This is a genomic window from Planococcus faecalis, assembly GCF_002009235.1.
GTDB classification, from domain to species: domain Bacteria; phylum Bacillota; class Bacilli; order Bacillales_A; family Planococcaceae; genus Planococcus; species Planococcus kocurii.
Genome location: NZ_CP019401.1, coordinates 825,573 through 849,522, shown reverse-complemented (window position 1 = coordinate 849,522; position 23,950 = coordinate 825,573). Strand labels below are relative to the sequence as shown.

The window sequence follows — 23,950 nt, the reverse complement described above, 5'->3', positions numbered from 1 at the left end:
ATGATGGCTATGAGAATATTACGAAACACCCTATTACTGTTTGTTCTTTTAGTGGCACTAAGTGGATGCACAGGTACTTCACAACAAGATGGAGCAAATGCTGAACAACTGAACGATGGCAATCCAGCGCCTAGTTTTAACTTAGTGGATTTGGAAGGAAATCAGCAAAACCTTGCCGATTACGCCGGTCAAAAGGTATACGTAAAATTTTGGGCATCTTGGTGTTCTATTTGTCTTTCTGGTATGGAGGAATTGAATACATTAGCGGGTGAAGACACCGATTTTAAAGTGCTAACAATCGTATCGCCAGACTCTAATGCTGAGAAAAGCAGCGACTCATTTGCTAAATGGTTTAAAGGATTTCCTGATGCCAAGAATATTACTGTGCTATTAGATGAAGGTGGTACTTTCTTTGACGAATATGGCGTCATTGGTTATCCAACTTCTGTTTATATCGGATCAGATGGCACACTCGTTAAAAGTCAGACTGGTCATTTCAGCAATGAAGAAATTAAAGCAAGCTTTGAATCAATCCAATAAGCAGTAGGTACTGCAATCAAAAAATGAAACAAGCTGCCAACGATTTTTTCGTTGGCAGCTTGTTTTTACAACAAATAAAACCCGATTCCCATGATGAGATAAGCCGCGAGTAGCGTTAAGCCTTCAAACCAGTTCGATTCTCCATCATTCATAACGTTGATTGCCAGAAAGACTGCAGTAATCATTGCGACTAGTTCTGAAACGGTAAAAACCAATGGCATTTGTTGCGGCATGAAAAGAGAAATAAGCACTAAAACAGGTGCCACAAACATGGCAATCTGGAGCGTGGAGCCGATGGCAATTTCTACCGCCACGTCCATTTTGTTCTTCATGGCCATGATGAGCGCAGAAGCGTGCTCAGCCGCATTCCCAACAATTGCGACGATGATCACACCAATAAACAATTCAGACCAGCCAAACTGCTCTCCTACTTCTTCAAATGTATGAACCAAGTTTTCTGAAACGTAAGCAACGATTAACGTGGCAACGAGCAGAATAATCAGTGCCTTCTTTTTCGACCACTCTGGTTCTTCGTGTTCGGAATCTTGTGCTGCGTCTGCATGGTTATAAACACCACGATGTGTAACGAGCTTGAAGAATAATCCTGCCAAGTACAAAACAATCATGATAACGGAAATACCGACACTCAATTGAATGGTCTCGGTTTCGTTCATTGTCATCGAAAAAATTTCTGGAATGACAAACGCTACAACAACTGCAAAAATTAGTAAACCTGAGTTGTGTGTAGCGTCATGAACGTTGAACATTTGTCGCTTAAATTTGATGCCTCCTAGGAAAAAGGACAATCCGCCGACTAACAGTAAATTTCCGAGCACCGAGCCGGTTAAGGAAGCTAATACGACGCCGATCAAACCTGCCTGCAAGGCGAAAATAGAAATGATCAATTCTACGGCGTTTCCAAATGTTGCATTCAGCAAACCACCGATGCGTGGACCGCTGACGATTGCTAGACTTTCTGTTGCTCTTCCCATAAAACTTGATAATGCCACAACACTTATTGAGCAGATAAAAAACATGGCGATGCTTGGCCAGTTCTGGAAAGATCCAAGTACCGTTAAGGGTACTCCTACCGCCACCAAAACTCCGAATATCCGATTCATAACGTCCCTTCTCTCCTTTTTAATAATATTGGATACCCATTCTCCTAAATTTCCTAACACAAAAACGACATCCTTCTGTTATAAATAGGAGGTCGTTTCTGATTACTTTTTCTACTTTATTTATTAAAGAAAGGCAATTTTGTTCGCACGGTTCTATATAGCGGCCCTAATAGTTTGCGAAGTGCATAAACTGGCGGTACCGGACTTCTGCTATGCCATTGAATCCATTCAAGTGCAACCAAACTCAATATCAACCAAATCAATCCAGCAATGTAGCCACCCAGAACATCACTTGGGAAATGTGCACCGAGATAGATTCGACTGCTGCCAATCATAATAATGAGCATACCCAAAATGGCGACAAACAACCACCGAATCCAAGACCGTTGTCGTGTTCGGATGACCAAATATATGACAAAGCCGTAAAAAATCAGCGACCCCATCGAATGACCACTTGGAAAACTATAGCCGATCGCATCAATACCCGGATTAATACTCGGACGTTCCCGGACATATAGATTTTTTAATACGGTCGTTAATAGTGAGCCTCCCCCCACTGCAATAACAAAAAACAACATGCCCCACTTGTCTTTCATTTTAACTCCAAGTACGACCAGTACGACGAGTGACAACACCGTTAAAAACCATACTGAACCCATTTCGGTAAAGATGAACATTACCTGATCCCACGTTTTGCTTGCTCCTGCTTCCATTCCATTAATAATAAAGTTATCAAATTGGGCAACTTCTTTTTCCACGACTTCTTCAGCTAATTCTGCAAATAATACAATAAACAGCACAGCTAGACCCAGTCCACCGATTAACAGCAAAAAAGCCAAGCCTGCTAGTTTTTCATTTTTCTCCATCTTATCGCTCCCGCCTATCGCTAATAGTGTACTTCTACCCTTTTTGAGTAGAATATATGTAACAGCAAAAAGTTCTTTAATCCTATCATTTGTTCCGTGAGCTATGGCGTGGTATTTTTATCGTACGACAAATAACATGACTCAGGAGCTGATTGTTTGAAACAGTTAACCGGAAAGACAGCCATTGTTACAGGAGCCAACAGCGGTATCGGATTAGAAGCTTCAAAAGTCTTTTCCGGTCTTGGCGCACAAATTATTATGGCCGTGCGGGACCTTGAAAAAGGCAAGGCGGCTCGTGAATTGATTCTTGATGTAGATAAAGACGCGCTCGTTACCGTCATGAAACTTGATCTAGCAGATCTTGCAAGCGTTCATGCATTCGTAGAAAGCTTCAAAAACAAGCACGATTCACTTGATTTGTTAATCAACAACGCTGGCGTTATGACACCCCCCTATTCAAAAACCAAAGACGGTTTTGAATTGCAGTTCGGCAGCAATCATCTCGGACATTTTGCATTAACCGGCCTTTTGATGCCGTTACTGAAAAATACGCCGGATTCACGTGTCGTGTCTCTCAGCAGTTTGGCTCATAAAGGGGCGAAAATCGATTTTGATAACCTTGATGGTGCCAAAGGTTATAAAGCGATGAAATTTTATGGCCAAAGCAAACTAGCGAATTTGCTGTTTGCTCAAGAATTAGACAAGCGCTTTAAAGCGTACGATTTGCAAACCGTCAGTATTGCTTGTCATCCAGGAATTTCCGCCACCAATCTTTTTAAATTTGGCAAGCGGGATGCACCGAAACTGATGAAGTCGCTCATGCATAACTTCTTGCAGCCACCTGCTATGGGTGCTTTACCGACCATTTATGCAGCTACCGATTCACGACTGACAGGCGGCGAATATATTGGTCCAGATGGCAAAGGTCAACGTAAAGGCTACCCAACGCTAGACACGCCTCACGCGTCAGCTGGTGACCAGGCAGTTGCTCAAAAACTCTGGGACGTATCAGAAAAGCTGACCGGCGTCCAATTTGATTTCAGCAAAGTCTGATGACACTAGAAGCCACTTTCATTATTAAAATGAAAGTGGCTTTATTCATTACTTCCCGGCTGTTATCCCGGCTGGTTGGTTAGGTGGTTAAGATAGTCCTCGATTACTACGCGGTGACTACCGACCATCCTGTCCGGCAAATCGGCTGGAGCAAAAAACTTAAAGCTTAGTGATTCTTTTTGATCAACAATCAATTCGCCGTGAAATTTATTTGAATAATAACCCGTCGTGACCACATAAAATTCATCGCCATTTTTGGCCACTACAAAATGTTTCGGTCCGGAGTAGACATTGATCAATTTCAACTCGGCAATCGTCAAACCAGTCTCCTCCATAACTTCTCGTTTTGCTGTATCTTCTGTGGATTCGCCGAGTTCCATCAGTCCACCCGGAAGACCCCACAAACCTTCTGGGAATTTCCTTTCTTCTAGCAGCAAACGCCCTTCTTCATCAACAATTACGACGACCGAACCAACAAGAATTAACGGTCTATGCCCCACAACCGCTCGCAATTCTTCTACATACCCCATCTACCTAACCTCATTTCTTCAGTATACGAATCGAAACTTCCATAGATCTCTCTCTATTCTACCGCTCAGCTCAAGGAATAAATAACAAAAACCACATACTTTTTTATTAGCAAAGATTCCAAATCGTTCATAAAACGGCTAAAATAATAAACAGCAACTCCAGTCTTAGAAACAAAGGAAGTGTTACTTTGCTCACAGGGAAAACAGCTATCATCACAGGTGGCAATAGCGGTATCGGCTTTGAAACGGCAAAAGCTCTGCTAGCACTAGAGGCACAGGTTATTCTGGCTGTCCGCAATACGAAAAAAGGAGCTCAAGCGCGCGCTACTTTATTGGCGCTTTATCCTTCTGCTCAAATCGATGTCATGAAGTTGGATTTGGCTAACCTTGAAACGATTCGGAAGTTTGCTGAACAATTCAGCAAAGCCTTCGATAAACTTGATCTGTTAATTAACAATGCGGGTATTATGACACCCCCTCTTTCAAAAACAACAGACGGCTTTGAACTGCAGTTTGGCAGCAATCATCTTGGCCACTTTGCTTTAACGGGTCTGCTTTTGCCTTTACTAACAAACACTTCTGGTTCACGTGTCGTGACTGTTAGCAGCCGAGCACATAGCCGTGGCACAATCGACTTTGATAATCTCGAAGGAACCAAGGGTTATCAGGCAAAAAAATTCTATAACCAAAGCAAGTTAGCTAATTTATATTTTGCGTTAGAGTTAGATAAGCGCTTTAAAGAACATGGCTGTCAGACAATTAGCGTAGCTTGTCATCCAGGTGTTTCTGCCACCAACATTTTAAAGCTTGGCAGTCAAGAAATTCCAACTGCTGTTAAACGTGTTGCTAACCTTTTTCTTCAACCACCTAGTATGGGAGCATTGTCGGCAATTTATGCTGCGACCGAACCCAGTCTTATGGGTGGGGAATACATTGGTCCAGTTGCCCAGTTTCAACGAAGAGGCTATCCTGCGCTAGGAACCCCTCACACCAATGCAACTGATCCTGAAATTTCTTGCAAGCTTTGGGACGTGTCGGAAAAACTGACGACTGTTGTGTATCCCTTTAAATGACTAGATTAAAAGCTGACAGTATGTATGGCCGATTTTTTGTATTTTTTTTGGTGAGACATATTGTTTGTTATCCAAGGAATACTTAAAGAGAGTTTGTGATTTTTATTCTCTATCCCCACTTTTATCATAATGGAGGAATTTATAGCATGAGCAAAAAAAATATAGTTGTCGGCGGTATTGAATTGCAATGGGATTTGGAAACAGGAGAAACATTTTTTGAAGGTGGAGATGTTGTTTTCTTTTGGATTTCTGCCATGGAAACTTTTTTTGACACGATCAAAGACATTTCAGGTATTGAAGCAACACAACTCGTATTAGAAACGACTGGATTTCGTCAAGGCGTTATTGTCGGTGAAGGATTTAAAAACTTAAAGCAAATCGATACGTCCAACATTGTCGAGTGGATTTCCAATACTTATGCCCCTGCTGGTTGGGGAAGAGTGGAAATCGTCAAAATGGACACTGAACACAATACCTTTACATTACATATCCAAAATGATTGGGAATATAAAATGAACTTACTAAAAAACAAAGGCACAGAAGGTATATTTGTCCCTTCTCATTATGCAGGTGTATTGACAGGTCTGTTTGGTATTAACTTCTGGTATAAAACCATTCAGTATCAAAACGATAGCACCCCTTATAGCATCGTCGAATATTTCCCTTCTGAAGTAACCGTTCAGCAAAATATTCGTGAGCTGTCTCGGAAACAAGAAGCCGATCAAATTCAAAAACTTGAAGCACTCGTAGATGAGCATACAAAATCGCTGCAAAATTTAGTCCGAGAGCTTTCTTCTCCGATTATTCCTGTACTTGAAGGCATTATTGTCGTACCGATGATTGGCAGTTACGATGAACAACGGACAGAAGATTTAATCGTTAAAACTTTAAGTGAACTTCCAAAACACAAAGCCCAATACCTATTAGTTGATTTGACTGGTTTAAATCAACATATTACAGAACATACAGCTTCCTTAATCGATAAACTTGGGGCTTCTGCAAGACTTTTAGGAACGGAAGTCATTTTAGTCGGCATTTCACCTGAACTGGCAATCATTATTGCTCAGTCACAAAATAGCTTGAAAACCTTCGAATCCCTACAAAGCCTTCAGCACGGCATTTATTATGCGTTAGGCCGCAGCGGTCGAAAAATCGTTTGACATGTTTAGTTACAAAAAAAACAGCGCGACCCGGATAAATTCCAGGGCGTGCTGTTTTTTTGCGAAGCGCACACCAAATTTCCCGCTTACATTTGGGTTACTCCTCGACTCGGAACCAGCCAGGTGCATTCGTTACCATATTCCACAGATTTTCAGGAATATCTAGCTGCTGTTTTCTAGTCAAATGGATTGCTTGATAAATTTCCTCATCTCTACTTTCTTGAACTTTCGCGAGCCAGTCCGGATCCATAATTAATGCATGACCGAGAGACACGAGCGGAGTAACTTGTAATGCCTCTTTTACATGATCTAAGGTCTGCAAGCCACCTACTCCAATAACCGGTACACGACTCCCAATATGCTGTTGAATGAGTTCCACACGCGAGCGGCTATCCTCTTCGCGAATCGAACCACCAAAAAATCGTCCGACTGATACATGAATATAGTCGATGCCCTGATCAGCAATAGCGGTTAAGAAAGTCAATGTATCGTCCATTGTAATACCAGGCTCCTCTTTTTCTTCTGGGCTAACACGATAACCGACCACAAATGGTTGACTGGCATGCTTGTTAACTGCTTGCTGGATCGATTTGATTACTGCCAGCGGAAAGTTCATACGTGAATCGACGTCGCCTCCCCATTTATCCGTACGTCTATTAGAATGCGGCGAGAAAAATTGCTGAATCAAATACGTATTAGCCCCGTGAATCTCCACACCATCAAATCCTGCTTCAATTGCACGTCTTGTCGCTTCGCCGAATGCCTCGATTGTTTTCTCAATTTCTTCAGAACTCATTTCTCGCGGTATAACGGCATTTGAACGTAGTGCTGCTACGGCACTTGCTGAAACTGGCTGATTGCCTTTTAATAAGTCTTCATTTGACATACGTCCTGCGTGATAAATCTGTAAAATGGCTTTGGCTCCGCCTTCTCGAATAGCTGTAGCCAGTCGTCTGAGGCTCTCGATACGGTCATCGCTGTCTGCCCCGAATGGACCTGGAAAGCCTACACCGAGTGGTTCGACATGTGCGCAGGCAGTAATAACTGCACCTAGTCCACTTTCAGCACGGCGTTTATAATAAGTCAGTTCTTCTTCTGTAACGTCACCACTGGGATCCGAAGATGAGGTAGTCATCGGTGCCATCAAGATTCGATTCTTAACGGTTAGTCCAGATGTAAAAGTAAATGGTTCGAATAGATATTGAGTTGTTATCGTCATCTAAATCCCTCCTTATCTAGTTCTTTACCCATCTGAAGACGCTTGCAAGCCTAGTTTCTCTTACTCCATCTACTAAATAAAGAAGCGGTGATTTGCTTCACACCTGTATAAATTTATCTTTTTATTGAAATGCTAAAACCGGCTAGTAGACTGCAAGTCTACTAGCCGGTTGATTGCGTTCTCACTCTATTTAACAATGCTGTAATAAACTTGAGAAGTTAAGCGATAAATAATCCAGTAGCTAGCTGCAAAAGCAAACACTACTCCAATAAATGAGAGCAGCCATGTAATCTCGTTTGTCACACCGAAAATTAGTAAAAGCTTTCGGACAATTGGATAGGCAAAACTAACATGGATTGTGGCAATAACAATTAGAGTTTTTCAGACACTTACTTGAAGTAGATAATTAAGCCCGTACATGACAGCTGGTTTATTCAACTCGATCTATTGGTTCGTGTTCATGTTTTCGTAATAACCTTGTTTGAAAAAACGATACCATTCGTCAATTTCAGCTTGCGGTGCCGCATTCAGCGCCTCAAGCACTTGTTTTCCAAACTCCAGAAATGCCGAACCGTTGGCAGTTATGATTTGTCCACTCCGAACGGCCTGCTGATGGAGATAGCCTGCCTCATTGCTGTAGTTCTCTCCAGCTGTCTCCTTCAGATCTTCTAGGTGATTGCTAGTATGTCGAATGTTGTTCAGGATTCCATTGTTCCCCAAAAATACAGTTGCGTCACAAATCGCACCAAGAACGACTCGTTTTTCGAGAGCTTTATCGACTAACTTCATGACCTGTTTGCTGTCTTTCTTTCTCCAAGAGTTTCCACCGATTAACATCAGTCCCACAAAATCCTTTGGTGCATCAGTCAATCCGTAATCCGGCAACACCGTAAAGCCCCCAATTGATTGAATCGGATCTGTCGTCAACGACACCGTCTTGACATTAAACCGTTGTCCTTTACCTTCTGGCTCTTCATTCAGCGCAGCTGCTAATGAACCCGCTTCCCAATCCGCATAGTCATCTAACAACACAAATAAAACGGTGTTATTGCTCATATAATCTTCTCCCTTTCGTTCGAATATTCACTTTCTCATTTACCGAATTATAGCATACGTAAATCACTCGAACAGCGGAGACATGTTCCTCTGTTCGAGAGGGTATAATGAAAGTAAATCCTACTTAAAGAAGGAGAATCGATAATGAATAAAAAAGAACTTACACATACCGGATGGCAACTGGATAATAGCTATTCACGTTTGCCTGAAATTTTTTTTAGCAGGTTTTCTGTTAATCCAGTGCCGACACCTAAACTCGTGATGTTCAATGAACAATTAGCGGCAACACTGGGATTAGATTCTGAGGAATTAACAAGTGAAGACGGCATTGCCATTCTTGCAGGAAATGCCGTTCCAAAAGGCACGATCCCCCTTGCTCAAGCTTATGCTGGACATCAATTTGGTCATTTTACGATGCTTGGCGATGGCCGTGCTTTATTAATTGGCGAACAACTAACGCCTACTGGCAAACGCTTAGACATTCAGTTAAAAGGTTCTGGTAGAACGCCTTATTCAAGAGGTGGAGATGGTCGTGCTGCACTTAAACCTATGCTACGCGAATACCTCATCAGTGAAGCGATGCACGGGCTCGGCATTCCAACAACACGTAGCCTAGCTGTCGTCGAAACTGGCGAAACCGTTCGTCGTGAAACTATACTTCCCGGTGCAATTATGACGCGCATCGCCGATAGCCATCTGCGCGTTGGCACGTTTCAATACGCAGCCAGGTTCGGAACGACAGAAGATGTGAAGGCGTTAGCTGACTATGCATTAGAACGCCATTTCCCTCATATACAAGATGTTCCAAATCGGTATTTGGCATTGTTTCAAGAAGTGATCAAACGCCAGGCCGCGTTACTTGCCAAATGGCAAGTAGCCGGTTTTATTCACGGCGTAATGAACACCGACAACATGGCAATTAGTGGTGAAACAATCGACTACGGTCCTTGTGCATTTATGAATAGCTATGATCCGAAAACTGTTTTCAGTTCGATTGACGCTCAAGGTCGCTATGCTTACGGCAACCAACCGATGATTGCTGGCTGGAATTTGGCTCGCTTTGGTGAAAGTTTACTGCCTTTGTTGCACGACATACCGGGAGAGGCCGTCGAAATGGCACAGAGACAACTCTCTAACTACATCGAACTGTTCGAAAGTCACTGGCTTAACGGCATGCGCCGAAAACTGGGGCTCTTCAATGAAGAAGCAACTGATAAGATCTTAGTCGAAGAATTGCTCAATCTAATGCATGCCAACGTTGCAGATTATACCAATACCTTTCGCGCATTAACTTTCGATAAACTGCAAGGCAACAATTTTTTCACAACACCCGAATTCTCGGAATGGCATCGCTCATGGCAGACACGTCTCCACCGGCAAGAGGAATCCATAGAAGCCATTCAGCAATTGATGCGCGACAGTAATCCGGCTGTCATCGCGCGCAATCACCGAGTGGAGGAAGCTTTGGAAGCAGCTGAAGAACGAGGAGATTACCGTGTTCTCCACCAACTTCTGGCAGTACTGGCTAATCCGTATGCTCACTCACCCGAACAAGAAATCTATGCGCAGCCGCCGGGTCCTACGAGTGGACTTTACCAGACTTTTTGTGGAACTTGATAGCTAAGGGAAGTTTGCAACCATTTATACAGGGAAACCCTTATGTATAGATCGATTAGTAAAAAATTTCTTTTTGTAGTTTCTTGTATATATTGTTACAATATTCAGTGAAAGAGTTTCTTTATAGTAAATTTTTTACGCACACTGATCGACTTTCTAAAAACTTATCTAAGGAGCTGGGATGATGAATCAGGAACAAATGGAATTCGTGAAAAACGGCAAAGGCTTTATTGCAGCACTTGATCAAAGTGGCGGCAGCACACCGAAAGCTTTAGCGCTGTACGGCGTTTCGGAAGACCAATACTCGACAGAAGAAGAAATGTATGACTTGATCCATAAAATGCGGACACGCGTCATGACAGCACCTTCTTTCAGTTCTGATTCGATTATCGGGGCAATCCTTTTTGAACAAACGATGGACCGCAAAGTGGAAGGTCATTATACCCCTGATTATTTATGGCAGAAAAAAGGCGTCGTGCCTTTCCTAAAAGTCGACAAAGGATTAGCCGATGAAGAAAACGGCGTTCAGGTCATGAAGCTTATTTCAGACTTAGAAGATGTCTTAAAACGTGCCAACGAACGAAATGTTTTTGGTACGAAAATGCGTTCCGTTATTAAAGAAGCCAATTCTGAAGGCATCAAAAAAGTAGTCGAACAGCAGTTTGACGTTGGCAAACAAATTCTTGCAGCTGGTTTAGTGCCCATTCTTGAACCTGAAGTAGATATCAATAGCAAAGACAAAGAACAATCCGAAACAATACTTAAAGAAGAAATGTTAAAGCAGTTAGACCAGTTAAAGGAAGACCAAAATGTCATGATCAAAATCACTATTCCTAACGTAGATAATTTCTTTAAGGAAATGATTGATCACCCACGTGTACTTCGAGTGGTCGCATTGTCAGGCGGCTATAAGCGAGACGATGCTAATAAGAAATTAGCTGCGAACGAAGGACTGATTGCTAGCTTCTCGCGTGCTTTATCTGAAGGTGTCAGCGCCAGTCAGTCAGATGAGGAATTTAACACCCTGTTGGAAAACTCCATTAAGAGCATTTACGAAGCTTCTATTACTTAAACAAACAACACAAAGGTGCCTCGCAGCTTAACTTGCTGCGAGGCATCTTTGTGTTGCCAAAACCTAATAACGACTCTCTGGAATTTTACGGAACCATTCAAATTCGCTAATATGCAATTCACGCAATTTATACTTCACAATTTTCCCAGCTCCACTGCGTGGCAGTGAATCCGCGATTCTGTATTTGCGTGGAATTTTGTATCCCGGAAGATGCTCTAAAAAATAATCCATTAATTGCTCTTCATCAATAGTTTCTCCTTGTTTAGGTACGATAACCACGCCTACGATCTCGCCCCACTCTTCTTCCGGCAAACCAACCGTTGCAGCTTCAGCCACTTGCGGATGGCTGTTAATAACCTGCTCTACTTCAATCGAATAGATATTTTCTCCGGCTGAAATGATTCGATCTGCTTTACGATCGACAAGTGAGATAAATCCGTCTTCATCAATTGTTGCTAAATCTCCTGTTAATAACCAACCATTTTGAAAAGCTTCTTCTGTTTCCTGCGGTTTTTTGAAATATTCTTTCATGACCGTCGCACCTTTTATGACAAACTCTCCAATAGTTCCAGGCTGAACATCCCGAAACTCCTCGTCAACTACTCGTACTTCTGTGAAGTACATCGGCTTTCCACCAGAGCCTACTTTATATTCATGCTGAGCTGGCAATAAAAAGACGCCTCCAGGACCACCTTCCGTTAATAGGCATAGATTGTAAAATTGTTGGTGTCCAAAAAAGGTCATTGCTTGCTTGACTAGATCCGCTTCGATTGGATCTGCACCATACATGCATTTGGTGACAGAAGATACATCAACTGTATCTGCATCTGGCATTTGCAGCAATGCACTGTACATATCCGGTAAACCAAAGAAAACAGAAACTTGGAATTCATTGATTGCTTGAATGGCTTTGACTGGCTCGAAGTCGCGAACAATAACATTAGAGGTCCCTAGTAAAATGCCGGTCACTAAATATAGATTTAATTGAACCGAATGGAAAAGCGGCACAGCATGAAGAATCCGATCTTCAGCTTTTAACTCCACTCCAAAAACAAAAGAAGCACTGACGTTAGCGAGACGCTGATGATCAAACAACGCGCCTTTTGGTTTTCCGGTAGTACCAGACGTGTACAAAATTTCGGCGTCATCGGTACTGAATACTTCAACGGAAGGTTCTAATGCATTTTCGCTTACCACGCTTTCCCAGCTAAGATAATCGTTATTGTCAGGTGCAGGATGAACGATAATTTGCTGAAGTGAGCTTGCTTGTGCTTTTTCTTCAGCTACAACAAGTTCAAATTCCGCATCACAAAAGATAAATCTACTATCAGACTGACCGAAAATATAGCCACTTTCATCTGAACTTAGCTGGTAGTTCACAGGTACAGCAACACCGCCGGCTTTTAGCACAGCAAAAAAAGCCAGGACGTAATAATCGGAGTTTTTCATAAACAACGATACTTTATCGCCTTTTTGCAAACCGGTTTCCAACAGTCCATTGGCTAATCTATTTACTTCTTCATTAAGCTCTTGGTACGTATAGGATCTTCCTTCGCACGTAATGGCCATCTTATCTGAAAAGCGTTTCGCATTTTGTCTGAGTGATGTTGTAATATTCATTTGAATTCCTCCTCGTGTAATCAACTTATTGCTCTTATAGTTGTTCCTCCTATACTGAAGTTCCCCAGCATCTTCATGCTCGTTAGAACTTTCCACACTGCCTTAAATAGTATATTCAACTTTACCGTATTCTGAAAACATAGTCAATTCGTTTTATATAGAGCTTAGTCTCAAAAGACAACAACCAATAAAACCGTGCTCCATCTTTGTATAGATGTGCACGGTTTGGCGTATTTTCACACGATATATGGCGTAATTAATCGAGTTAATAGATGAATATACTTAATTTATTGTGGAATATTACGCTGTTGAGAGGTACTAGTCGTTTTCAGCTACGGCTATATTTTTGCCAATTACTTGTCCTAGTAATTCCACGCCTTTGCCAATTTCTTCTTCAGTAGCATAGCTAAATGATAAGCGCATATACTGAAGACCTTCTTGCTGCTCTAAGAAAAAGTATTTACCCGGCACAAAAGAAACTCCCGCGTCAAATGCTTCCGACAAAATTTTTGACGTATCAACACCTGGAACTTTAACCCAAACGAAATAGCCGCCTTTCGGCACGAACCACGAGACTTCAGGTGGCAAAAACTTTTCTAGCGCTAACAACATGGTCTGACATTTAGATGCATAGACGTTTGTTAAAGCGTGGAGGTGCTGATCAAAATCAGTAACTTCTAAGAAAGAAGCCATTGTTGCTTGATCGAATGGATGATCAAGATCTTTCTTAAACCAGCTTAATGGTTCGATTAGTAGCTTATCGGCAACTACCCAACCAATTCGCATACCCGGTGCTACCACTTTCGATAATGAACCTACGTAAAGTACACGGTTAGTGGGATCCATCGCTTTTAGTAAATGCGGCACGTCTTGAAAGCCAAGCTCCCCATAAGCATCATCTTCTAAAATGACAAAATCGTATTGTTCCGCAAGTTCGAGCAAGTGTTGACGACGCTCAAGCGACAAAGTCGTACCGGTCGGATTTTGATAAGTCGGGATGGTATACAGCAAGCGCGGCAACGGTTGTCCTTTTTCTTTTCGGTCTTTCAACATGTCCGCAAACAGCTCTGTCTGCAATCCGTTCTCATCAATTGGAATGGTCATATAATGCGGTGTATAATTCTGGAATATTTCCAAAGCTTCCATATAACTTGGTGATTCAATAGCCACGACAGCTTCATTATCTAGTAGCACGCGAGCAATCAAATCAATGGCCTGACAAGCACCCGAAGTGATGAGCAGCTCATCTAATGCTAATTCAACTCCGCGCTGTGCCATTCGTTTTTGAAGAAATTTCTTTAACTGCGGTATTCGTGGACTGCCCATATAATGGAGTGGCAAATCCCCTTCCTCTTCTAACAAGCGCGTTACCGCTAATTTTATTTCTTTTGATGGAACCAATGCAGGGTCCGGATAACCCGAACTCAGACGCAAGCAGCCTGGAGGTAAAGTAGAAAGCCACTGGCCAGGCGGATCATTTTTAAAAGCCATTTCAATATCTTTTGAAAAATGGAAAGCTGTTTTCACGTAGATTTTTCTCCTTTCGTGTAGCTAATGGCATAATATAAAATCTCTTAATGCTTATTCTACAGTGTGCAACACCTAATGTGTAGAACGTCGTGGAAATCCTCTTTGTATTCGATGCATTTCTACCGGAAAGTTGTAACTTTTCCAGCACTTTAACGTTCTTATGCTAAAGCGATTTACTTGTCTTTAAACCCATTAGGAGGAATCCACCATGAAAAAAATGATTTGGTTGGGCGCCTTTCTGATTCTGTTTGCTGTTTTCGTGTTAACAGCTTGCGGAACGAGAGAGAGTGACGATACAGAAAAAGATCCGGCAACTGAAGAAATCGATACTAACGGTGAAGCAGCAGAAAAGTTAGAACTTACTATCGAGCAAGTTAACGACAATACCTATCGTTACACTTTGATCAATCAAACAGAAAAAGCACAGCTTTTTGAATTCACCAGTAGCCAGCGCTTTGATTTTTCGTTAACAACTGACAGTGGAGAAGTAGCTTTCCTCTTTTCATCAGTCAGTTTGTACCTACAAGCTTTAGGCGAAGAAACGATAAATCAAGGTGATGAGCTAAGTTATGATTTTGAAATTCCCGCACTTGAGCTTGAACCCGGAACATATAAACTGGCTGCTTGGTTAACCCCGAAACAAGGAAAAATGTATGAAGTGACCATGGACTACGTTGTAAAATAAGAATCGGTTATAGAAAAAGCATTCACACCGTATTGAGTTGGTGGGAATGCTTTTTCTATTTTATGCTATTTTTCTAACGCAGCAATATACTCTTGCACAACTTTGTAAACATATTCTTGGTTCGCTGCAGCTGTTTCCGGGTTGTATGCACCCTCATTTGTTTTGTTATTCGACAAAATACGGATTGCCAAAAACGGTACATCGTACGCCTTTGAAATCATAGCGGACGATGCGGATTCCATTTCTTCGACTGACGTGCCATAGTTTTCATGAAACCAGTGAATGCGATCAACTTCGTTATTCCATACGTCAGCTGAACCAATTGTTCCTTCAACCACTTTGCCTTGTGTGTAGCTATCTTTCACTCGGTTAGCTGCGGCCAATAGTTCTGTGTCCCCTTCGTAATAACGTGCTTTTTCAGCATTTGGATCTTCCCCAGCACTTCCTTCAGAAGCCATAACGTCCATCGGTTTCCATTCAGTTGCCTCGATGCCTTCACCTTCAGCACGGTCTCCAGTTTTCATAGAACCGATATTCACTGTTCGCTCGCCCAAAACAATGTCGAAAACATTAAGTGCAGGATCATGTCCCCCTGATGTTCCTTGGTTAATGATAGCTACTGGATTGTATTTTTCAATCGCAATTGCGGTTGCAGCCGCCGTGTTTTCCATGCCTTTACCGGTTTTTGAAACAATGACTGGATAGCCATCTACAGTACCGATATGAAATTCAAAGGTCGAACCTGATTGCTCTATTTCAACATTCTCTAAACGCTCAGCGAAGTTTTCAGCTTCGATCGGCATTGGTCCTTGGATCAGGATTGGACGTTTTGTTCTTTCTTTTTCAGCTTCACTAGACTGAGCTGCTGAACTACATCCTGTGAGTATTGCTAATAATATTATTGCCATTATAGCAATTACCATTTGCTTGCTGATAGCTATTTTCATTTTTTTCATCTGAATTTCCTCCTTGGTGTATGCTCCACTCGGTAATTTGACCAAAGTTAAAGTCTCCAGAATGTCATGGAATTTCTACCATTTGAACCTTTGGAGCCGAAGTATAAATTGAATGAAGAGAGCGGATGCACACACCAAGCAATAACCAAGTTTCCGGTTGAAAACCGAATAACCAAATACTCCAGCTCGTAGTCCAGTTCTTTACGGGGAACCTGGTAGAAACACTCGGACCGTATTACCGAGTATATACGAGTGATATAATATTTTTCACTTGGCAACTATAGCAAACACAACGCGATGGGTCAATAAAAATACGAACATTAAACATTAAGTAACTGTTTAATGTTCGTATAAATAAGGAATTAGCAATGTTTTTTTATGAATTTCATTTTTTTAAAGCGGATTAGCTTTTATCTAAATAGACTCTCTTTAAAAACTCATCAAGTAATATAGGACAATACACCAGAATTTGTCGCAAATACATTGATTCAATGATAGCTTTTCCACAAAAAGTCACTTAGGTTCTTCGGAATCAAAAATATTTTACGCCACACATCCGGAGAGCGATAGCCAAATATTGTGTAAGAAAGCACATTTTCATCGTTTTCATTCTTTACACAAATTCCGCTCGTTAGAAACACACTTATTTCCAATAATTCATTTGCTTTAATACCGTTTGCATAAATTCATCAAAAGAAGAGGCGTAGCGATTCCAGTGATGATACCATTTCCTAATCGTATCCAACAGCCAGAACGGCATTGGTCTGCCGTCAATAATCGCGTAATACTCTTCATATGCTTTTTTCAAGTGCTCCCATCTGAAATCATTGCCCGGCTTTATATACTCAGAAACGTCAAGCAGCTTCGCTCGACCGTTTTGTAATAAAATATTTTTCAAGTGAATATCTCGTGGATTTAACCCGATTTGACGGATGTATTCCCTTGCCGCTTCAACATCTTGTATAACTTGATCTGGGACATGAATTCCTTGCAAAAGACAATCAAATAAAGTTACTCCTTCTTCATATTTAATCACTAACAATCGATTGGTCACCCCGTAGCAACTGGAGAAATAAGGAGACAAACCGATTTGTGCATAAACCTTTGCTTCAGCTTCAAGTTTATCCTTTTTGTCTTTTGCGTATATTTTGAAGGCATATTCTGGTGCCTCTAAAAATTGAAACACTGCCGCATCCGTTCCTACTCCGATGCAGCGAAATCCATCCACATTTCCGTCAATACTGACGGGTTCGTTATTCGGATGGGCTACGACTTTAACTGCAGTCAGTAATTCTGCTAACTCTTGCCAAGATTGCTTCATGTCAACTCTCCTTCATATAAAAATATTCTTACTATAATAATAATCCGGACTTGACACATGATTCAAATGCCAAGGTCTTGTTTTGTAAATATGCATAAACACGAAGAAAACAAGTACTATTTCCCGCTAAAATATTGACAGTTTGTAGATTATCGACTAGTATTAACTACGCGATGAGCTCGTTTGCATAAGACGGACAAGCATTCCTTTTAGGAACACGTTGTGGAACGTGGCTTGAAACGCCGCAAACTATCAAAACCATCTTGCCCTCGGGCAAGGTGGTTTTTTTCTGTTTAAGTGGAGGATTTGTATAAGTCTCCTTGACTTTAAAGGGATTTATTTGAATAAACCTTGATTACTTGAGGATATGGTTTTTTGTGAAGCTTGTTTGCGTAAATAGGCTCGTTGTTTGCGTAATCCAACTGGTTGTTTGCAAAATGACCGATTGGATCAAATAAAAAAGCCATGCCCTCAAGTAAATCACTTGAGGGCATGGCTTTAGCTTCACAATTCGTAAACGCGTGCTTCAAAAGGTAATAATTGTTTTGGGTCGCATTGCTGATAATTATGCAACAAGCAATGTGCTGTTTGCGGTTCGTCCCAGTAACAAGAATACTCGGTCAAATTAGTGATAACCAATATTGTCTTGTTTTCATTTGTACGTGTATAAGCGTAAATTGATTCATGACCGACGTCCTGCAACTCGTAATTTCCGTAAACGAGCACATCTTGCTGCTTACGTAACCAAATCATCTTCCGGTAAAACCACAGAACCGAATGTGGATCGCGAAGCTGTGCTGCTACATTAATTTTCTCATAATTCGGATTGACACGCAGCCAGGGTTCTCCGCTTGAGAACCCCGCGTTCGGACTGGCATCCCATTGCATCGGCGTTCGTGAATGATCACGACTTTGTGCTTTGATGATGGTCATCACCGCGTCGTGCTCCATGCCTTCCGAACGATTATTATGATACAAATTATGTGTTTGTATATCGTTGTAATGTGCAAGTTCTTCAAAGGGCGCGTTGGTCATGCCAATTTCCTGACCTTGATAGATAAACGGAGTGCCTTGCATGAAAAAATACATGCAGGCAATAGCCGTGGCACTTTCCCGCCAGTACTGTTGGTCATTGCCCCAAGAAGAGACAATTCGCGGCTTGTCGTGATTTTCAACGAAAAGTGCATTCCAACCTTGGCCTTCCACCGCTTTTTGCCATTTGGTCAATACTTCTTTTAACTTAGGCACGTCGATACCGGTTGTTGAATCCGTATCCCATAGCCCCATGCTTTCAAATTGAAATACCATATTGAATTTCCCATCGTCCTCTGAAATCCACTCGTTAATATCGCTTGCCTGGACCCCGTTCGCTTCGCCAACTGTCATAATGTCACGTTTCGCAAACGTCTCATCACGCAGTTCCGCAAGCAGCGGTTGAATGCCTTTGACATTCATCATTTTCTCCCAAGCCGGTACATACAAATTTTGTTGGGGGTCTTCAACGTCGCTCATGTCTTTTTTGATGTGGCTAATTGCATCTACACGGAAACCATCAATGCCTTTGTCTAACCACCAATTGACCATATCGTACAAAGCTTGCCGCACTTCTGGGTTTTCCCAGTTCAAGTCTGGCTGTTTTTTAGAGAACAAATGCAAATAATACTGCTTAGTTGCTTGATCGTATTCCCAAGCACTACCACCGAAAATACTTTCCCAGTTGGTTGGCTCATCGCTCCAAATATACCAATCACGTTTGTCATTATCTGTTGATGTACGTGATTCCATAAACCACGGATGCTCATCGCTTGTATGATTGATCACCAAATCAATAATAAGTTTCATGCCTCGTGCGTGTACTTCTTCAAGCAAGCGATCAAAATCCGCCATCGTTCCAAACTCATCCATAATTTCCTGATAGTCGCTTATGTCATAGCCATTGTCATCGTTGGGTGATTTATACATCGGACAAATCCAAATCACATCAATCCCAAGGTCTTTCAAATAATCTAGCTTGCTGGTTACGCCGTTGATATCACCTACGCCGTCTCCAGTTGAATCCTGAAAACTTCTCGGATACACTTGATACGCAACTGCTTCTTTCCACCATTTTCTGTTCATAACTGATCCCTCACAAAGACCTTGGTCATTCTCCCCATCAATCGGCCTTGACCTAATCTGAAGATGTCCAAACGCCTATCTCAACTTTTTTCTATTCCATCGTCCAGCAACATTTTTCTAGAAAAATTAATTATAAGTTGATAGTGTAGCAGAATTCGCAAAAAATTACCAAGGCAGTAAACCGAACATTTCATAGATATTGTCTTGTGCGCTCACCTTCTTTCCTTTAAATATCTTCTCAATATAACCGCTGTGATCATATCAAAACTTAGATCTTGCTATTTTTTCTCTATTAATTGGATGAACCCGTTATCATTTAACGATATAGCTGATTTGTGACCAGACTTTCGCTCTTTTAAGTTAATGGTTGATCAGAATCCATAGTTGAATGTTATTTCTTTCTCACTGTATTTGATTAGAACAAAAATTCCTTTAGCTAAAATAAGGACATTATTACTGACATCGCTTTTAACTTCTCATAATTCGGGAATAGTAAAGTATCTGGAAAGGATGATTACGAATGAAAAACAAATTAGCGGCCGCATTACTCGCTATTTTCCTTGGCGACTTTGGGGCACATAAATTTTATCTTGGGAAGCCGGGCATGGGAATCCTTTATCTGTTATTCTTTTGGACAGGTATTCCTGCAGTAATCGGGATTATTGAAGGCATTCTATATCTTCTGCAATCTGAAGAAAACTTTCAAGAGAAACATGGTAGATCTTAAAGGAGGATATCTCGTTTGCACTTAGAACCGATTCCTGACCATATAAAAAAAGAGTTGAAGATTTTGTTCGTCGGGTTTAATCCGAGCATTCGATCTTCTGAAACCGGCTTTCACTACGCTAGTCCGAATAACCGATTTTGGAAGATTCTTTTCGAAGCTGGCTTGACACCTCGGAAATACCTACCTGAAGAAAACAGTAAGCTGCTGGCTCTCGGCTATGGTTTAACAAATATTGTGGCACGACCGACCAAAGAAGCGGCAGAGATTTCAAAAGAAGAATATGCACAAGGGGCTAGCTTACTAGCAGCAAAAATTAAACAGCTGCAACCAAAAGCTGTCTGCTTTGTCGGCAAAGGTGTCTATCAGCAGTTTAGCCAAAGAAAAGCCGTTTCGTGGGGTGCTCAAAAAGAACCGGTCATTCCGGGCATTGTCGAATATGTAGCACCATCTTCGAGCGGACTCGTCCGTTTAAAGATGAAAGACATTGTCGAAATATACAGTGGCTTGAATACCTACAAATAAAAACGACCTTTCTCTTATGACAAGAGGAGGGTCGTTTTATTCGTGCTCCATTTTCTATAACAGCATTAAAATTTTTCGGACCGTGTTGACGTTGCGAACAGTGACATGGCGATAAAGGGTAGTTCCTGCAACCTTGACCATTCCACTAGTTGAAACTTTGTCTTTATTAACCGACCAAAGAATGGCCCCCGGAACGTAAAAGACGCGGTCAACTTCCTTGTGGATGGTCAGTCTGTCTAGCACTGCTTCATGATCAACATCCTGCCATAGAAACAAGACATCACTTTTCATCTGTGAATCGTTTGTCCACTGTTCCGGAATGGCTTGCGCAATTTTCCGGAACGCTTCTGCACTGTAAATCAATAGATGGATTCGCAAATTGAAATGGCTATAGATTGTTTCCTCTAATCGTTCTGCCAGTTGTTCTTCAGAATGATTAGGATTGGCAAAAATGATATTGCCTGAATTGATATAGGTCATAACCGATGACATGCCTAGTTCTTCAAAGGCTTGCTTTAACAGCTTCATATCTATTTTGTTCTTGCCACCCACATTGATTCCTCGTAGTAATGCCACATATAACACCGCATTCCTCTCCTCACATGCTACTCATGAAAACCGGTATCTTTCATAATTTTTGTAAATGCGTGCTCTTGAATCGATTTTTCAAGCGTCTCAATCAATCGATTTAATTCTGTAGAAAACTGGCCGTAATCAGCTTGTGAGAGTACTAGTTTTAATAGACGACTCACAGAAAAAACAGTCGCTCCACTCAAACTGCCTTTTGACATTGCCAGTCTTTCTTCGAGAGCACCTAGTTCTACAGGATGCGGAAGGCGGAAGCGGTAGAGTACTTCTTCATGTGCAGATTTATTGCGATACGGAAAAACAATACGCAAAATAGCATCTAATTCGTTTGCCTCTAAATGGATTGCTCGGTATTCTTCACTGTATTCATTGGCAAAATCAGCTGCAATTTGGTCACGTAGTTTTTCATCAATTACTGTGTAAAAATGTGTGGTTTGTCCAAGTGACAAGAAATTGACGAGCACCCATAGCGGTACATTTTTGTGCTTGTCATAAAATTCACGGATGGCTGGATACCTTACTTTGTCTCGCTTTTTATGACTTTTGATTAGATTGGCAAGTGTTGAAATAATGCGGTCACGCTCATGATGATGCTGGCTGTCGTGACTATAATTGACAGGGTTAAGAAAACTTTCTTTCTCTCTAAACTTCTCTGAAAAACGATATGCCACTTTTGATTTTATATTTTTTTCAAACTTCAACAGTTCGTTTAGCAATAGCAATCGTAAATTCCGGTCAAAACTGTGCAGTGCTTGAAGATGACTAAATTTTGTACCTTCTTTGTAACGTTCAAGACCGTGTGGATTGAGTCGCTCATCATGCTCCAAAAACGGTTCTTTATAGCCATCAACCAATGCGTAATAATTTTCACGAGACAAAATTCGTTTCGCAGCTGCTTGATCAGATACGTCCAAGCCTCGTTCCTCAAGAATTTTCAACTGCTCGCCGTGTGTAGCAAAATCTTTCACATGTCTCATCCTTTGCGTATTGTTCTTATGCCTAACTATAAGTGACGCGGCCAAATCTATAAATACCTTCCAAATAAAAAAACAGCTATTCCCCAATTTTCTACGTTAGGAATAGCCGTTTGTTGTTCGTTCTGCTTACTCATGTTTAATTTAATCCGTGGCTAACCATAGCATCTGCTACTTTTTTAAAGCCCGCGATGTTAGCTCCGACAATCAAGTTGCCTGGCGAACCGTATTGCGCTGCTGTCTCTGTGCACGTTTGATAAATACTTTTCATTACCTGTAACAGTTTTTCATCAACTTCTTCAGCCGACCAGGAATAACGCATGCTGTTTTGAGACATTTCCATAGCAGACACCGCAACTCCACCTGCATTAGCGGCCTTAGCCGGTGCAAATAACACTTTGTTATGCGTCAGCACACGAACTGCTTCTTCTGTACACGGCATGTTAGCACCTTCTCCCACTGCCTTTACTGAGTTTTCGACCATCGCCTGGGCACTTTCTCTATCAATTTCATTTTGCGTGGCACATGGTAAAGCAATATCACATGGGATTTTCCAAATTTCTGACTTGTCTTTGCCATATTGAGCATTTGAATGATGCTCCAAGTAATGGTAAATTCTTTTTCTCTCCACTTCTTTTAACTGCTTAACCGTTTCAACATTAATGCCCTCAGGATCGTAAATATAACCTTCTGAGTCACTGCAGGCAATAACGGTCGCACCAAATTCGATTGCTTTTTCCATCGCGTAAATTGAAACATTTCCAGAACCGGAGACGACGACTTTACTGCCCTTAAATGAATGTCCCTGATCTTTTAACATTTCTTCAACAAAATACACCGTTCCATAACCCGTTGCTTCTTTGCGGATTAAGCTACCGCCATTTCCTGGATTTTTTCCAGTAAAGACACCCGCTTCTGAGGCATTCCGAAGGCGCTTGTATTGTCCAAACATATACCCGATTTCTCTTTTTCCGACGCCAATATCTCCAGCTGGAACATCAATATCAGGTCCGATGTGGCGCGTAAGTTCTGTCATAAAGCTTTGACAAAAACGCATAATTTCACGATCTGTTTTTCCTTTTGGATCAAAGTCAGAGCCCCCTTTACCGCCGCCGATTGGTAACCCAGTCAATGCATTTTTGAAAATTTGTTCAAACCCAAGAAACTTCACAACGCTTGCGGTTAAAGAAGGATGAAAACGCAAACCGCCTTTGAAAGGTCCGAGAGTACTATTGAACTGGACACGGTATCCCCGATTAACATGGACATTTCCAGCATCATCTTCCCATGTCACACGAAATGCGATAAATCGTTCTGGCTCTGAAATGCGTTCAAGAATTCCTTGTTCAACATATTCAGGATGTTGTTCGAAGACCGGCTGCAACGTATCGAACACTTCCCAAGTTGCTTGTAAAAATTCAGATTCTCCTGGATTTCGATCTCGAACTTTTTTATGTATACCTTGTATATATTCATAAGATGATTGCTGCTTAATTGGATTTTCCTGCCGTATAAATGTCAATTGCATTCAATCTCCTTTTTAAAAACAGCAACTAACTGTATAATTATTCGCTATTTTTAATATTTTCCTTTCATTATACA

The 23,950-nt window shown here is 41.5% G+C and carries 22 protein-coding genes and 1 riboswitch; of the genes, 9 read left to right on the top strand and 13 right to left on the bottom strand.

All coding sequences use genetic code 11. The features are described 5' to 3' along the window. Positions 1-9 precede the first annotated feature (9 nt). Entirely contained in the window at positions 10-540 is a 531-nt protein-coding gene (locus tag AJGP001_RS04205) for a TlpA family protein disulfide reductase (RefSeq protein WP_071153729.1), read from the top strand. Positions 541-605: 65 nt separating this feature from the next. Here AJGP001_RS04205 and cax read toward each other — a convergent pair whose 3' ends face one another. Both cax and AJGP001_RS04195 read right to left on the bottom strand, forming a co-directional pair. After that, the gene (cax, locus tag AJGP001_RS04200; RefSeq protein ID WP_281251062.1) at positions 606-1,685 is read right to left on the bottom strand and encodes a calcium/proton exchanger; all 1,080 of its coding nucleotides are present in this window, start codon (positions 1,683-1,685) and stop codon (positions 606-608) included. 92 nt (positions 1,686-1,777) lie between these two features. Then, positions 1,778-2,527 carry a phosphatase PAP2 family protein gene (locus AJGP001_RS04195; RefSeq protein ID WP_058386126.1) on the bottom strand — a complete coding sequence of 250 codons (750 nt, stop codon included), beginning with the start codon at positions 2,525-2,527 and terminating at the stop codon, positions 1,778-1,780. 156 nt (positions 2,528-2,683) lie between these two features. Here AJGP001_RS04195 and AJGP001_RS04190 point away from each other — a divergent pair, with 156 nt between their 5' ends. Then, the gene (locus AJGP001_RS04190) at positions 2,684-3,580 is read left to right on the top strand and encodes an oxidoreductase (RefSeq protein WP_058386127.1); all 897 of its coding nucleotides are present in this window, start codon (positions 2,684-2,686) and stop codon (positions 3,578-3,580) included. A gap of 62 nt (positions 3,581-3,642) precedes the next feature. On the opposite strand, the gene AJGP001_RS04185 is transcribed toward AJGP001_RS04190, so the two are convergent. Further along, entirely contained in the window at positions 3,643-4,110 is a 468-nt protein-coding gene (locus AJGP001_RS04185; protein WP_058386128.1) for an NUDIX hydrolase, read from the bottom strand. A gap of 188 nt (positions 4,111-4,298) precedes the next feature. Here AJGP001_RS04185 and AJGP001_RS04180 point away from each other — a divergent pair, with 188 nt between their 5' ends. Both AJGP001_RS04180 and AJGP001_RS04175 read left to right on the top strand, forming a co-directional pair. Then, entirely contained in the window at positions 4,299-5,183 is an 885-nt protein-coding gene (locus AJGP001_RS04180; protein ID WP_078080191.1) for an oxidoreductase, read from the top strand. 146 nt (positions 5,184-5,329) lie between these two features. After that, entirely contained in the window at positions 5,330-6,343 is a 1,014-nt protein-coding gene (locus AJGP001_RS04175; protein WP_078080190.1) for an STAS domain-containing protein, read from the top strand. A 97-nt stretch (positions 6,344-6,440) separates the two neighbouring features. Here the strand turns inward: AJGP001_RS04175 and AJGP001_RS04170 are convergent, their stop codons facing one another. Further along, the gene (locus AJGP001_RS04170) at positions 6,441-7,562 is read right to left on the bottom strand and encodes an NADH-dependent flavin oxidoreductase (protein WP_078080189.1); all 1,122 of its coding nucleotides are present in this window, start codon (positions 7,560-7,562) and stop codon (positions 6,441-6,443) included. A 444-nt stretch (positions 7,563-8,006) separates the two neighbouring features. Then, positions 8,007-8,618, bottom strand: coding sequence for a type 1 glutamine amidotransferase family protein (locus AJGP001_RS04165; RefSeq protein WP_078080188.1), 612 nt, complete (start codon positions 8,616-8,618; stop codon positions 8,007-8,009). Positions 8,619-8,762: 144 nt separating this feature from the next. Here AJGP001_RS04165 and AJGP001_RS04160 point away from each other — a divergent pair, with 144 nt between their 5' ends. Together AJGP001_RS04160 and AJGP001_RS04155 are read left to right on the top strand one after the other, a co-directional pair. Beyond that, positions 8,763-10,235, top strand: coding sequence for a protein adenylyltransferase SelO (locus AJGP001_RS04160; RefSeq protein WP_078080187.1), 1,473 nt, complete (start codon positions 8,763-8,765; stop codon positions 10,233-10,235). Positions 10,236-10,419: 184 nt separating this feature from the next. After that, on the top strand, positions 10,420-11,307 hold the full coding sequence (locus tag AJGP001_RS04155; RefSeq protein WP_078080186.1) for a fructose bisphosphate aldolase: 888 nt from the start codon (positions 10,420-10,422) through the stop codon (positions 11,305-11,307). A gap of 63 nt (positions 11,308-11,370) precedes the next feature. Here AJGP001_RS04155 and AJGP001_RS04150 read toward each other — a convergent pair whose 3' ends face one another. Together AJGP001_RS04150 and AJGP001_RS04145 are read right to left on the bottom strand one after the other, a co-directional pair. Beyond that, the gene (locus AJGP001_RS04150) at positions 11,371-12,927 is read right to left on the bottom strand and encodes a class I adenylate-forming enzyme family protein (protein WP_078080185.1); all 1,557 of its coding nucleotides are present in this window, start codon (positions 12,925-12,927) and stop codon (positions 11,371-11,373) included. A gap of 318 nt (positions 12,928-13,245) precedes the next feature. After that, on the bottom strand, positions 13,246-14,454 hold the full coding sequence (locus AJGP001_RS04145; protein ID WP_078080184.1) for an aminotransferase-like domain-containing protein: 1,209 nt from the start codon (positions 14,452-14,454) through the stop codon (positions 13,246-13,248). Positions 14,455-14,665: 211 nt separating this feature from the next. Between AJGP001_RS04145 and AJGP001_RS04140 the strand changes: the two genes are divergently transcribed. Next, the gene (locus tag AJGP001_RS04140; protein ID WP_071154514.1) at positions 14,666-15,142 is read left to right on the top strand and encodes a BsuPI-related putative proteinase inhibitor; all 477 of its coding nucleotides are present in this window, start codon (positions 14,666-14,668) and stop codon (positions 15,140-15,142) included. 65 nt (positions 15,143-15,207) lie between these two features. Here the strand turns inward: AJGP001_RS04140 and AJGP001_RS04135 are convergent, their stop codons facing one another. The 3 genes from AJGP001_RS04135 to AJGP001_RS04125 all read right to left on the bottom strand — a co-directional run bounded on the left by AJGP001_RS04135 (position 15,208) and on the right by AJGP001_RS04125 (position 19,537). Further along, a complete protein-coding gene (locus tag AJGP001_RS04135) occupies positions 15,208-16,089 on the bottom strand; it encodes a 5'-methylthioadenosine/S-adenosylhomocysteine nucleosidase (RefSeq protein WP_245830274.1) in 882 nt (293 codons plus the stop codon). A 178-nt stretch (positions 16,090-16,267) separates the two neighbouring features. Next, positions 16,268-16,370: riboswitch (purine riboswitch) on the bottom strand. A gap of 371 nt (positions 16,371-16,741) precedes the next feature. Beyond that, positions 16,742-17,419, bottom strand: a complete 678-nt coding sequence (locus tag AJGP001_RS04130; protein WP_058386140.1) for a protein kinase family protein — start codon at positions 17,417-17,419, stop codon at positions 16,742-16,744. A 504-nt stretch (positions 17,420-17,923) separates the two neighbouring features. Continuing rightward, positions 17,924-19,537: a glycoside hydrolase family 13 protein gene (locus AJGP001_RS04125; RefSeq protein ID WP_071154515.1), complete on the bottom strand. Its 1,614-nt coding sequence runs from the start codon at positions 19,535-19,537 to the stop codon at positions 17,924-17,926. A 520-nt stretch (positions 19,538-20,057) separates the two neighbouring features. Between AJGP001_RS04125 and AJGP001_RS04120 the strand changes: the two genes are divergently transcribed. Both AJGP001_RS04120 and mug read left to right on the top strand, forming a co-directional pair. Continuing rightward, positions 20,058-20,264: a TM2 domain-containing protein gene (locus tag AJGP001_RS04120; RefSeq protein ID WP_071154516.1), complete on the top strand. Its 207-nt coding sequence runs from the start codon at positions 20,058-20,060 to the stop codon at positions 20,262-20,264. 15 nt (positions 20,265-20,279) lie between these two features. Then, on the top strand, positions 20,280-20,786 hold the full coding sequence (gene mug / locus AJGP001_RS04115; protein ID WP_071154517.1) for a G/U mismatch-specific DNA glycosylase: 507 nt from the start codon (positions 20,280-20,282) through the stop codon (positions 20,784-20,786). Between the two features lie 54 nt (positions 20,787-20,840). On the opposite strand, the gene AJGP001_RS04110 is transcribed toward mug, so the two are convergent. From AJGP001_RS04110 to gdhA, 3 genes are all read right to left on the bottom strand, one after another. Next, complete coding sequence (locus AJGP001_RS04110; protein WP_071154518.1) at positions 20,841-21,371, bottom strand: DUF1697 domain-containing protein; 531 nt, start codon at positions 21,369-21,371, stop codon at positions 20,841-20,843. A gap of 20 nt (positions 21,372-21,391) precedes the next feature. Next, a complete protein-coding gene (locus tag AJGP001_RS04105) occupies positions 21,392-22,351 on the bottom strand; it encodes an Abi family protein (RefSeq protein ID WP_071154519.1) in 960 nt (319 codons plus the stop codon). Positions 22,352-22,487: 136 nt separating this feature from the next. Then, the gene (gene gdhA, locus AJGP001_RS04100) at positions 22,488-23,876 is read right to left on the bottom strand and encodes an NADP-specific glutamate dehydrogenase (RefSeq protein ID WP_071154520.1); all 1,389 of its coding nucleotides are present in this window, start codon (positions 23,874-23,876) and stop codon (positions 22,488-22,490) included. Positions 23,877-23,950 lie beyond the last annotated feature (74 nt).